Origin of the sequence: Bradyrhizobium elkanii USDA 76 (assembly GCF_023278185.1) — a bacterium.
GTDB classification, from domain to species: domain Bacteria; phylum Pseudomonadota; class Alphaproteobacteria; order Rhizobiales; family Xanthobacteraceae; genus Bradyrhizobium; species Bradyrhizobium elkanii.
Genome location: NZ_CP066356.1, coordinates 5,300,323 through 5,312,626, shown reverse-complemented (window position 1 = coordinate 5,312,626; position 12,304 = coordinate 5,300,323). Strand labels below are relative to the sequence as shown.

General features: G+C 65.9%; 9 protein-coding genes. 4 read left to right on the top strand and 5 right to left on the bottom strand.

Features of this window, described 5'->3' with window-relative positions; translation table 11 throughout:
* Window positions 1-57: 57 nt before the first annotated feature.
* Complete coding sequence (locus tag JEY66_RS25915) at window positions 58-1,047, top strand: zinc-dependent alcohol dehydrogenase family protein (protein ID WP_018271318.1); 990 nt, start codon at window positions 58-60, stop codon at window positions 1,045-1,047.
* A gap of 15 nt (window positions 1,048-1,062) precedes the next feature.
* On the opposite strand, the gene JEY66_RS25910 is transcribed toward JEY66_RS25915, so the two are convergent.
* Window positions 1,063-2,535 (bottom strand): protein adenylyltransferase SelO, encoded by a 1,473-nt coding sequence (locus JEY66_RS25910; protein WP_016840351.1) that lies wholly within the window; start codon window positions 2,533-2,535, stop codon window positions 1,063-1,065.
* A gap of 199 nt (window positions 2,536-2,734) precedes the next feature.
* On the opposite strand from JEY66_RS25910, the gene aspS reads away from it, so the two are divergent.
* Entirely contained in the window at window positions 2,735-4,510 is a 1,776-nt protein-coding gene (gene aspS, locus JEY66_RS25905; protein ID WP_018271319.1) for an aspartate--tRNA ligase, read from the top strand.
* A gap of 174 nt (window positions 4,511-4,684) precedes the next feature.
* On the opposite strand, the gene JEY66_RS25900 is transcribed toward aspS, so the two are convergent.
* Window positions 4,685-6,676: a hypothetical protein gene (locus JEY66_RS25900; protein WP_018271320.1), complete on the bottom strand. Its 1,992-nt coding sequence runs from the start codon at window positions 6,674-6,676 to the stop codon at window positions 4,685-4,687.
* A gap of 233 nt (window positions 6,677-6,909) precedes the next feature.
* Here JEY66_RS25900 and JEY66_RS25895 point away from each other — a divergent pair, with 233 nt between their 5' ends.
* Together JEY66_RS25895 and JEY66_RS25890 are read left to right on the top strand one after the other, a co-directional pair.
* Entirely contained in the window at window positions 6,910-9,219 is a 2,310-nt protein-coding gene (locus JEY66_RS25895) for an NADP-dependent malic enzyme (RefSeq protein WP_016840348.1), read from the top strand.
* A 156-nt stretch (window positions 9,220-9,375) separates the two neighbouring features.
* A complete protein-coding gene (locus tag JEY66_RS25890; protein ID WP_016840347.1) occupies window positions 9,376-9,828 on the top strand; it encodes a DoxX family protein in 453 nt (150 codons plus the stop codon).
* Window positions 9,829-9,886: 58 nt separating this feature from the next.
* Here the strand turns inward: JEY66_RS25890 and JEY66_RS25885 are convergent, their stop codons facing one another.
* The 3 genes from JEY66_RS25885 to JEY66_RS25875 all read right to left on the bottom strand — a co-directional run bounded on the left by JEY66_RS25885 (window position 9,887) and on the right by JEY66_RS25875 (window position 12,204).
* Window positions 9,887-10,444 carry a dihydrofolate reductase family protein gene (locus JEY66_RS25885; RefSeq protein WP_018271321.1) on the bottom strand — a complete coding sequence of 186 codons (558 nt, stop codon included), beginning with the start codon at window positions 10,442-10,444 and terminating at the stop codon, window positions 9,887-9,889.
* A 17-nt stretch (window positions 10,445-10,461) separates the two neighbouring features.
* Window positions 10,462-11,463 carry a polysaccharide deacetylase family protein gene (locus tag JEY66_RS25880; RefSeq protein ID WP_018271322.1) on the bottom strand — a complete coding sequence of 334 codons (1,002 nt, stop codon included), beginning with the start codon at window positions 11,461-11,463 and terminating at the stop codon, window positions 10,462-10,464.
* A 171-nt stretch (window positions 11,464-11,634) separates the two neighbouring features.
* Entirely contained in the window at window positions 11,635-12,204 is a 570-nt protein-coding gene (locus JEY66_RS25875) for a glutathione peroxidase (protein WP_026192688.1), read from the bottom strand.
* Between the last annotated feature and the right edge of the window lie 100 nt (window positions 12,205-12,304).

Below are 12,304 nucleotides of genomic sequence, written 5' to 3'. Positions count from 1 at the left end.
TCCGGCCATCGCCGCCGGGCATAGCGGCATTCCATTCAATTGTTTTGGAGTTCGCCCATGGCCCGCGTCGTCCGCTTTCACCAGCATGGTGGTCCCGAGGTGCTGCGTATCGAGGAGATCGCGATTGCGCCGCCGGCGCGCGGCGAGGTTCAGATCCGCGTCAAGGCGCTCGGGCTCAACCGCGCCGAGGCCTCGCTGCGCCGAGGCAGCTATATCGAGACCGCGACGCTGCCGTCCGGCCTCGGGCTGGAAGCCGCCGGGATTGTCGCGGCGATCGGCGAAGGCGTCGAAGAATTTGCGCCGGGCGATGCCGTGAGCGTCGTGCCGCCGGTCTCGATGGTGCGCTGGCCGGCCCATGCCGAGCTCGCGACCTTTCCGGCGGAGCTTGTCGTCAAGCATCCACCCGCGCTCGGCTTTGAAACGGCCGCTGCGGTATGGATGCAGTATCTCACCGCGTTCGGTGCGCTGTTCGATCTTGCAAGGCTCGGGCGAGGCGAGTTCGTCGTCATCACAGCGGCGTCGAGCAGCGTCGGGCTCGCGGCGATCCAGATCGCCAACCGTATCGGCGCGGTCCCGATTGCGGTGACGCGGACATCGGCCAAGGCGGAGGCGCTGCGTGAGGCCGGCGCGGCGCACGTGATCGCGTCGGCGCAGCAGGATCTGCAATCAAGGCTGGAGCAGCTCGCGGGACCGAACGGCGTGCGCGTGGTGCTCGATGCCGTCGGCGGCCCGGCCTTCGTGCCGCTGACGGCGGCGATGGCAACCGGCGGCATCCTGATCGAATATGGTGGACTCAGTCCTGAGCCGACGCCGTTCCCGCTCGCCAACGTGCTCGGCAAGAGCCTGACCCTGCGCGGCTACCTCGTGCACGAGATCGTGCGCGACCCCGTGCGGCTTGCGGCGGCGAAGGCGTTCATCCTCGACGGGCTTGCGGACGGCGCCTTGAAGCCGATCATCGCCAGGACGTTTCCGTTCGAGGAGATCGTCGAGGCGCACCGGTACCTGGAGTCGAACACGCAGTTCGGCAAGATCGTGGTGACGGTGTGAATGCGCAGGATGAGCTCACGTCCCGCAGAATGTCTGCGTCACGCGCTGCTCGGGGAGCGGCGGATCGGCGTAGGCCGCGAACTGCGGCTGGTCCTCAAAGGGCCTGGCCAGCACCGTCAGCAATTCCTCGAACGGCGCGTAGTCATCCGAGTTCACCGCAGCCGCAATCACCGCCTCGATCCGGTGGTTGCGCGGGATGAAGGCCGGATTGACCGCCTGCATCGCGGCCTTGCGCTCGGCCGGCGCTTGCGGCTCCAGCGCGAGGCGGGCGCGCCAGCGGGCGGCCCATTCGTCGAACGCCGCGGGATCGGTGAACTGCGCGCGGACGTCCGCGGCGTCATCGCTTGCGGCCTCGCCGAGATGGCGGAAGGCCAGCGTGAAGTCGGCCGCGTTCTTGGCCATCGCGTCCAGCAGATCCTGGATCAGCGCCTCGTCACCGTCGCGCGCGGTGAACAGGCCGACCTTGGCGCGCAGCCCGGCATTATAGGCCGCGGTGAACTTTTCGGGGAATTCGCCGAGGATCACTTGCGCCTGTTCGATGGCCTTCTCCTGCTCGTCCGCGAACAGCGGCAGCAGGCATTCGGCGAGCCGGGTCAGATTCCACAACGCGATGCGCGGCTGGTTGGCATAGGCATAACGGCCCATCTCGTCGATCGAGGAGAACACCTGCGCCGGGTTGTAGGCATCAAGGAAGGCGCAGGGGCCGTAATCGATGGTCTCGCCCGAGATCGAGGTGTTGTCGGTGTTCATCACGCCGTGAATGAAGCCGACCAGGAGCCAGCGCGCGACCAGCGCGGCCTGCCGTGCCACGACGCCGGCGAGCAGGGCGTGATAGGGCTGGGCGGCGTCCTTCAGCTCGGGATAGTGCCTGGCGATGACATGGTCGGCGAGCGCACGCACGCCCTCGGTGTCGCCGCGGGCGGCGAAGAACTGGAAGGTGCCGACGCGGATGTGGCTCGCGGCGACGCGGGTCAGCACCGCACCGGGTAGCGCCGTCTCGCGCATCACGGGCTCGCCGGTGACGACCGCTGCAAGTGATCTGGTGGTCGGGATGCCCAAAGCGAACATCGCCTCGCTGACGATGTATTCGCGCAGCACAGGACCGAGCGCGGCGCGGCCGTCGCCGCGGCGGGAGAACGGGGTCGGGCCGGATCCCTTGAGCTGGATGTCACGGCGGACGCCGTCTCTGTCGATGACCTCGCCGAGCAGGATGGCGCGGCCGTCGCCGAGCTGCGGAACAAAGTGCCCGAACTGGTGGCCGGCATAGGCCATGGCGATCGGGTCGGCGCCGTCAGGCAGCCGCTTGCCGGCAAGGATTTCGGCGCCCTCCGCCGTCGAGAGCAGGTTCGGGTCCAGCCCGAGCTGGACCGCGAGCGGCCGGTTCAGCTTGATCAGCCGGGGGGAGGCGACCGGGGTCGGCGCGACGCGGGCGAAAAAGTTCGCCGGCAGCGCCGAATAGGTGTTCTGGAACGGGAAATGGATGGTCATATCCGCAAGATAGGCCTGCGGGCCGAATAGGCAAATGATTGGCGGCCACCTGGCCCGGATCGCCGGAAAATGTGCGGTTTCGGGCCAAAAGCGGGCGTTCCCTTGGTTGCCGCCCCGAGCGGGCTCGGGTAAACCCAGCGCCTTCGGATAGGAAGTTTCCTATCGCGATTCTCCTCCGACATCAGTTTTTGGAACGACTATGCATCGCTACCGGTCACACACATGCGGCGCGCTCCGAGAGGGCGATATCGACCAGACGGTCCGGCTTTCGGGTTGGGTTCACCGGGTCCGCGACCATGGCGGCGTGCTGTTCGTCGATCTGCGCGACCATTACGGCATCACCCAATGCGTGGCCGATCCGGACTCGCCGGCGTTCGCCGAGGTCGAGAAGTTCCGCTCCGAATGGGTGGTGCGGATCGACGGCAAGGTGCGCCGCCGTCCCGGCGGCACCGACAATCCCGAACTGCCGACCGGCATGGTCGAGGTCTACATCAAGGAGATCGAGGTGCTGGGCCCGGCGGCCGAGCTGCCGCTGCCGGTGTTCGGCGAACAGGAATATCCTGAAGATATCAGGCTGAAGTACCGCTTCCTCGACCTGCGGCGCGAGAAGCTGCACCAGAACATCATGACCCGCGGCGCGGTGGTCGATTCCATGCGCAAGCGGATGAAGGAGCAGGGCTTCTTCGAATTCCAGACCCCGATCCTGACGGCGTCATCGCCGGAAGGCGCGCGCGACTTCCTGGTGCCCTCGCGCATCCATCCCGGCAAGTTCTACGCGCTGCCGCAAGCGCCGCAGCAGTACAAGCAGCTCTTGATGATGTCGGGCTTCGACCGCTACTTCCAGATCGCGCCGTGCTTCCGCGACGAGGACCCGCGCGCCGACCGCCTGCCGGGCGAGTTCTATCAGCTCGACGTCGAGATGAGCTTTGTCACCCAGGACGACGTGTTCGCGGCGATGGAGCCTGTGATTACAGGCGTGTTCGAGGACTTTGCCAAGGGCAAGCCGGTCACGAAGAACTGGCCGCGGATTCCGTTCGCGGAGGCCGTGCGCAAATACGGCTCCGACAAGCCCGACCTGCGCAACAAGATCGTGATGCAGGAAGTCTCCGAGCACTTCCGCGGCTCCGGCTTCAAGGTGTTCGCGCGGATGCTGGAAGACCCGAAGAACCAGGTCTGGGCGATTCCCGGCACCGGCGGCGGCAGCCGTGCGTTCTGCGACCGCATGAACTCGTGGGGGCAGGGCGAAGGCCAGCCCGGCCTCGGCTACATCATGTGGCGCGAGGGCGGCGAGGGCGCAGGTCCCTTGGCGAACAACATCGGCCCCGAGCGCACGGCTGCGATCCGCGACCAGCTCGGCCTCAAGGAAGGCGATGCGGCGTTCTTCGTCGCCGGCGATCCCGAGAAGTTCTGGAAGTTCGCAGGCCTCGCGCGCACCAAGCTCGGCGAGGAATTGAACCTGATCGACAAGGACCGGTTCGAGCTCGCCTGGATCGTCGACTTCCCGATGTACGAGTATGACGAGGAGAACAAGAAGGTCGACTTCTCGCACAACCCGTTCTCGATGCCGCAGGGCGGCCTCGACGCCCTGAAGACGCAGGACCCGCTGACCATCAAGGCGTTCCAGTACGACATCGCCTGCAACGGCTATGAGATCGCCTCCGGCGGCATCCGCAACCACAAGCCGGAAGCGATGGTGAAGGCGTTCGAGATCGCGGGCTATGGCGAGCAGGAGGTCATCGACCGCTTCGGCGGCATGTACCGTGCGTTCCAGTACGGCGCGCCGCCGCACGGCGGCATGGCGGCCGGCCTCGACCGCATCGTGATGCTGCTCTGCGGCACCAACAATCTGCGCGAGATCTCGCTGTTCCCGATGAACCAGCAGGCCATGGACCTGCTGATGGGCGCGCCGTCGGAAGCAACGCCGAAGCAGCTCAAGGAACTGCACATCCGCACCAACCTGCCGGCGAAGGGGTAGGCGGGCCTTCACCTCGCCCCGCCTGCGGGGAGAGGTCGGATTGCATCGTTAGATGCCATCCGGGTGAGGGGTTTCCGCGAGTCCGTCCGACAGCAATTTTTCAAAAGCAGCCCCTCACCCTGACCCTCTCCCCGTAAGAACGGGGAGAGGAAAAAGCAGTTAAGGGCCCAGCGATTACAGCCCCGTCGAGGCCTCGATCCGGAACTGCGCCAGCGCCGACTGCGGATCGGTCTTGAGCAGCTGCATCAATTGAAGCGCCGGCGCCTTCGCGCGCGGGGTCAGCTTGATGACCAGCGTCTGTCCCGGCGTCTCGACGAACTGGCTGATCGCGGTGAGGAGGGCGGTGGCGTCGGGATTGCCGCCGCCGATCTCGCCGCCCTGCGCCTTGATGGCGTCGAGGATGACCTTGCGCGCCTCGTCGCGGCTGATGTTCCGGGTGCGCGCAAATTGAGCGATCGCGAGATCGATGACGCCGAGGTCATGGACAGTGAGCTCGATCGTGCCGGTTTCGATCTGCGCGGCCGCGCCCATGGCTTCCGCGGCGCTGGTCGAGAATGCCTCGCGCGGCACGTTGCCGAGCGAGAGCCTTGCCGACGCATTCAGCAGGCCCGCCATGTCGAGCTTGACCGGCTCGAGCGCGAACGCGCGTGAGGCCTCGGTCCAAATGGCGCCGAGATCGGCGTCGACGGCCATCCGGTCGATCCCGGCGGCGACGAGCGGTTGCTGCCGCGGATCGGCGGCATCCAGCGGTGCCGCCAGCTTCGCGGTCAGCCGCAGCTTGCTCGGGATCGATCCGACGAACTGACCCCAGTCGAGGCTGACGACGTCGATGTTGACCGGCTTGCCGGTGGCCTTGTAGGGCGACGCGACGCCCTTGATCTCGACGCCTTCGATCAGCGGGAATAGCGCCAGCGCCTGTTCGGCCGATGGCTTCTGCGCGGCGAACTGCGCCGACAGCCGCATGAAGTTGGCGACGTCGAGCGACTTCAGCGCAAAGCGTCCGACCTTGATGGGACCGTTCGGCGCACGGGTATCGAGTCCCTCGACCGCAAGCTCGCCGATCTTGCCGTGTTCGAAGTTGAACCGCATCGAGGCGAGCTTGAGCGGGCCCTGCGGCGTCTCGACCGAGAGCCCATGCATCTCGGCATTTGCAATTCCGATGCCCGAATAGAGGCCGGCGATCTTGTCCAGCAGGTCGCGTGCCTGGGCGGCAGACGGCGGCGGACTCCCTTGCGGCGGGATCATTGCCAGCAGCGCCGGCAGTTGCATCCGTGACGGATTGATCCTGGTGTCGTCGACGGTCACTCCCTCGATCCGCATGTTCACACCGGGCGCGGCGGTAATGACATAAGGACCGGCCGAAACGTGTCCCTGGACCCGATACTCCCTGTCATCGCTGGCCTTGCCTGGATCGAATATCGCTGCCATCGCGCCAACGTCGATATCGGTCGCGGCGATATTGGCGAGCTCGCCGGTCATTTTGATCGGCTTGCCTGCCGTCTGCTGGTTGATCGTGAACACAACCTTGTCAGTTTTGCTGGACGCGATCTTTCCGTCCTTGATGTTTTCAATGGCGATGCCCGAATAGGCGAATTCGCCGCCGGCGCCGTCGCCGGCTTTTGCGGCGGCGCTGAAGGTCATCGTTCCGGTCAGGCTGGGCGCAGCGACCGACGATGCGTTGATGCTCGCGAGCAGTCCAAATGCGGACCGGTACAGCTCCAAGATCGACGACGCCGCCGGAAGCTGGGGTAAGCTGGTGGGGCCGGAATAATCCTTCACCGTGATCCGCGGCGCCTTGTAGGTCAGTGAGGTGATCGTCGGGGTAGGTCCTGCCACGCCGATCTCGACATCGCTGAACTCGACATTGCCGGCGGAGACCCGTGCCGCGTCGGTTTGACCGAGGCCGGTCATCGTGAGATTGGCAATCTTGACGCTGACCGGAGATTGCGTCCCCGACTCGGTGGCGACGTCCGCGATCGTCAGGGTGCGGCTCTTGACGTCGAACGTGATCTTGCCGTGGCTCGCCTTGGCGCCGGTGGCACGAACCTGCTCGAAGGCGGCCTCGACGTCGCGGGTGACCCGGCGTTGGGCATAGAAGTCGAAACCGAAGTAGCTGCCGGCCGCGAGGACTGCGACGGCGATCAGGCCGAGCAGAATTTTCTTCATTCGGTCAACTCCGGATCATCAAGGGAAAAAAATTGCCAATCCCCGGCGGAATGGCGCGGGGAGGGGCAGGCGTCGATGAACGGCCGGCCCGGGCCTGTTGACGGAGACATTATCGGATGTTGCATCCAAGCGGCTGGACATGCTTCACATCCGGCTCGATTTGCCGGACAAATGACTTTCGCCTGGATTAGCACAGAAACAAGAAATTTGGGCCGGAAACGCGGGGAGCACGCATGTCGTCATCGTCTGAAGAACTCCACAACGCGGCGCTCGCCTATCACCGGCTGCCGCGGCCGGGCAAGCTCGAGATCCAGGCGATCAAGCCGCTTGCCAACCAGCGTGACCTGGCGCTGGCCTATTCGCCGGGCGTGGCCGCCGCCTGCACCGAGATCGCCAAGAACCCGGCCGAGGCGGCGACGCTGACCGCCCGGGCCAATCTGGTCGCCGTGGTCTCGAACGGCACCGCGGTGCTCGGTCTCGGCAATATCGGTCCGCTGGCCTCCAAGCCCGTCATGGAAGGCAAGGCGGTGCTGTTCAAGAAATTCGCCGGCATCGACGTGTTCGACATCGAGATCAAGGCCGACACGATCGAGCGCGTGGTCGAGACCGTCGCCGCGCTGGAGCCGACCTTCGGCGGCATCAACCTCGAGGACATCCGCGGACCGGAATGCTTCGAGATCGAGGCGCAGCTCAAGGAGCGCATGAAGATCCCGGTCTTCCATGACGACCAGCACGGCACCGCGATCATCGTCGCCGCCGCGATCGTCAACGGGCTGTTGCTGAACGGCAAGCAACTGTCCGATGTGAAGATCGTCTGTTCGGGCGCGGGCGCGGCTGCGATCGCAACCCTCAATCTGCTGGTCTCGATGGGCGCACAGCGCAAGAACATCTGGGTCTGCGACATCGACGGCGTGGTCTATGAGGGCCGCAACACCACGATGGATCGCTGGAAGGCGGTCTATACCCAGAAGACCGACGCACGCGTGCTCGCCGACGTCATTCCGGGCGCGGACATTTTCATCGGCCTGTCGGCGCCGGGCGTGCTGAAGCCCGAAATGGTCAAGCAGATGGGCGACAAGCCGCTGGTGATGGCGCTTGCCAATCCGGTGCCGGAGATCATGCCGGATGAGGCGCGTCTGGCGCGTCCCGACGCGATGATCTGCACGGGACGGTCGGACTTTCCGAACCAGGTCAACAACGTGCTCTGCTTCCCCTTCATCTTCCGCGGCGCGCTCGACGCCGGCGCCACCGCGATCAACGAGGCGATGAAGCACGCCGCGGTGGACGCGATCGCGCAGCTCGCGCGCGATCCGCCGTCGGATGCGGTGGCCCATGGTTTCGAGAGCGGCGAGACCCAGGGGTTCGGCCCGGGCTCGCTGATCCCGAGCCCGTTCGATCCGCGCCTGATCCTGCGCATCGCGCCGGCGGTGGCCAAGGCCGCGATCGAGTCCGGCGTCGCGACCCGGCCGATCACCAATTTCGACGAATACGCTGCCAATCTCGAACGCTTCGCGTTCCGCTCCGGCCTCACCATGAAGCCGGTGTTCGCCAAGGCGAAGACCCAACCGGTGCGCGTGATCTACGCCGAAGGAGAGGACGAGCGCGTGCTGCGCGCGACGCAGGTGGTGCTCGAGGAAAAGCTGGCGCGGCCGATCCTGGTCGGCCGGCCCTCGGTGGTCGAGACCAGGATCAAGCGCTTCGGCCTGTCGATCAAGGCCGGCCGCGATTTCGACCTGATCAATCCCGAGGACGATCCGCGCTACCGTTCCTATGTGCAGTCCTATATCGATGTCGCCGGTCGGCGCGGCGTGACGCCGGAGGCCGCGCGCACCGTGGTCCGCACCAACAATACGGTGATCGCGGCGCTTGCGGTTTCGCGTGGCGAGGCCGACGCCATGCTGTGCGGCGTCGAGGGCCGCTACATGAGCCATCTGCGGCATGTCCGCGAGATCATCGGCTTCCTGCCGGGGGTCAGCGACTATGCCGCGCTGGCGCTGATGATCACCTCCACCGGCGCCCATTTCCTCGCCGATACCCAGGTGCGGCCGAACCCGAGCGCGGAGGAACTCGCCGAAGTGGCGTCGCTCGCGGCGATCCACGTCCAGCGCTTCGCCTTCAAGCCGAGGGTCGCCTTCGTGTCACATTCCGACTTCGGCAGTTATGACACGGATTCCTCGCGCAAGATGCGGCGGGCGACCCAGCTCCTGAAGGACAAGCATCCGGAGATCGAGGCCGACGGCGAGATGCAGGGCGACACCGCGCTGTCGGCGGCGGCGCGGCGCCTGGTGCTGCCGCAGTCGCGGCTGGAAGGCGAGGCCAACATCCTGATCATGCCGAACCTCGATGCCGCCAACATCGCCTACCAGATGATCAAATCGCTGGCCAACGCGTTGCCGGTGGGGCCGATCCTGATCGGTCCGGCGCGCCCGGCGCACATCCTCACCCCCGGCGTGACGGCGCGCGGCATCCTCAACATGACGGCGGTGGCCGCCGTCGAAGCCCAGGAGCGCGCCGGCCGCGCGCAGCCGACGCTGTTCGGCTGACGGCCGTTGTTTGAGCACGTTATGTTCGGAAAACCGCAGCGTGGTTTTCCGCATCGTGTTTGAGCCGAGATGGATTCGATTTGATCGAGGCAGGCGGAGCGACCATAATCGCTGGGCCTGCTTCGTCCGATTTCTGCCATCCAGTGAGGCCGACCCATGCCAGCGTTCATCACCTTCGGGCGGATCCTGTTCGCCGTGCTGTTCCTCTATTCGGGCGCGAGCAAGCTGTTCGGCATCCAGGCGACGGCGGATCTGCTGGCGGCCAAGGTGACGATCCCGGCCGTGGTCGCGCCCTATACGCAGCAGATCGAAGCCTCCGTCGGGATGCCCTTCATGCAGCTGCTGGCGATCACGATCGGCGGCTTCGAGATCGTCGCCGGGCTGATGATCGCGGTGAACGTGCTGGCGCGGTTCTTCGCGATCCTCCTGATCATCTTCGTGTGCTTCGCCACCTTCTACTTCCATGATTTCTGGAATCAGCCGGCGCCCGACAACGTCAGGACGCTGATCGATGCGCTGAAGAACCTGTCGCTGATCGGCGCGCTGTTCATCATCGCCGGCTACGGCCGCGGCCCGCGCCGCGACGACCCGGCCTACGGGGACGTGTAGGGCGCAGTGGCGCAGGATGGGTAGAGCCAACGGGTCCACACGACGCGCGGCCCCGCTTTCAACCCACCCGCCGCCACGGCGTCACGCTGACATCATGCGCAGCGTCGATCAGCTGCGGCGCGGCGGCGTGAAGGCCGTGCGCTGACAGCACCTGCTGCGGGGTGCGGGCGGGGACGCCGGGAAAGCATGGCTCGCCGTCGGGGATGTGCACATTCGGGGCGACCGAGAGCCAGAACGTGTCGTAGCGGTCCATGAACATGCCGAACACGCCCGGGCCGCCGATGATCGCGGCCATGCCCGAGGTCACGCCGGCCTCGCGGCTCGCCGTCTCGAACGGGCAGCCGGCGGGATTCCACAACAGCGCTTTCGGATTATCGGGGTCGGGTGCGGTGGCCGCGACCTTGCGGGTCAGGATCAGGCGCCGCCGCCTTGGCGCGTTCGGCTGCTCTTCCTCTGAGTGACGGCCATGCACGATGAGGTCGGCGCGGTCGAGGGCTGCGGTGAAGAACCGCTTGTCGCCCTCGATCTTGAGATCGTCGGGCATCACATTCCGCGCATTCGCCAGCCGGCCATCGGCGGAGACGATGACGAAGCCTTCGATACGTAGCTCGGGCACCAGGATTGTCGCCGGCGCTATTGCTGATCGACGGTCGTGACGACGCTGTTCACCGGGCGCGAGCTTACGGTCGGCAGCTTGACGTCCTTGGCGAGCTCCTGCTCGTATTGCGGCAGCACCGTCACCGGGAACTTGGCGCGCATCGCGACCACCTTGTAGCCACCGGCCTTGAGCTGCGTCAGCAGCGTCGGCAAGGCTTCCGCGGTGTGCTTCTGGAAGTCGTGCATCAGGATGATGCCCTTGCCGAGCTTGTTCAGCTTCCTCATCACGGTGTCGATCACCTGCTGCGGCTTGCTCGCCTTGAAGTCGAAGGAGTCGAGGTCGCAGGAGAAGATCGCGATGTTGCGGTTGCCGAGATAGGTCACCATCTCCGGCGGATGCTGCAGCGCCGGGAAGCGGAAGAACGGCGAGGGTGAGGTCTCGAGCGCCCACTTGACCGCGGCGTAGCCGCGCTCGATCTCGTCCTTCTTCTGATCCTCGGTCAGCTTCTTGTTGTTCAGATTGGCGTGCGACCAAGTGTGGGCGCCGACCGTGTGGCCGGCGGCATAGACCTGCCGCAGGATTTCGGGGTGATAGGTCGCATGCTTGCCGATCGGGAAGAAGATGCCCGTGGTGCATTCATCCGCGAGCGCCTTCAGCACTGCCGGCGTGTTGCCCGGCCACGGGCCGTCGTCGAAGGTCAGCACCACCTCATGGTCGCGCAGGAAGTCGAGCTGCTTGAAATGCTCGAAGCCGAAGCCGGGACCGCCAGTGGTGTCGATCTCGACCGTGCGGCCGACGCCGAGCGCGTTCGGATTGTTGCAGGCGGCGCGCGCCGGCTGTGGCGGTTGCTTCGGCGGAACCGGGGCTGCCGTTGCGGTTGCTGGTGCCGGGGCTGCGGCGGCCGGCGCGGGAGCCGCGGCCGCTGGTGCTGCCGGTGCCGCGGTGGCGCCCTTGGCGGGCGGCGTCTGCGACCAAGCTGCGCTCGACGCGAGCAACGATACGGTCCCTGCGAAAATCAGACCTGTCGCAATGCGCATGGCGTGTTCCCTGCTGATCGCGCTCCGGGCGCCGGCAATGCCGCGACCGGGTCGCTTCGCCCCCAACCGATCGTACCCTAGTCGCAGTGGCGACGCCAACGCAATGAACGTGGCGAGCGCGTGTCCAAAATCCTCGTCGGATCAGTTAATTCCGGGGATTATCGCGATATCTCAGGCGGCCGCCAATGCCCGTGCGATTCCGGTCTTGATGCGCGTGTCGTCGGGCGCAACCGACTCAGCGAAAACGTCGGCGATGTAGCCGTCGCGGCCGATCAGGTATTTGTGAAAATTCCAGCGCGGCACGTCCTTCGGCCGAGCCTCCGCCGCCCAGCGGTAGAACGGATGCGCGCTCGCGCCGCGCACGATTGCTTTCGCTGCGATCGGGAAGGTGACGCCATATTGATGCTGCGCAGTCTCGGCGATCTCGGTCGGGCCGCCGGGCTCCTGGCCGCCGAAATCATTGGAGGGGACGCCGATGATGACGAAGCCGCGCTCACGGAATTCGGTCCAGAGTTGCTGCAGGCCGGCATATTGCGGCGTGAAGCCACAAAGCGAGGCCGTGTTCACGATCATCAGGGGACGGCCGGCATAGTCGGCAAGTCTGATATCGCCGCCGCCGAGCGCCGGAAATGAGAAGGCGTAGGCGGTGATCCGGCTCATCGCGGGCTGTTCGGCATGCGACGGGCGGGATGCTGCGGCTGCGGCGAACGCCGCCACGATCAGTGTCCTGCGGTCCATCATGGTCTCGTCCCCGAACAGATGTCGTGACATCATAATCCAGCGGGCTTGGCTCAGGCTTTCAAGAAGGCGTTATAGCCCGCAGATCGGTGGCCCGGACGCT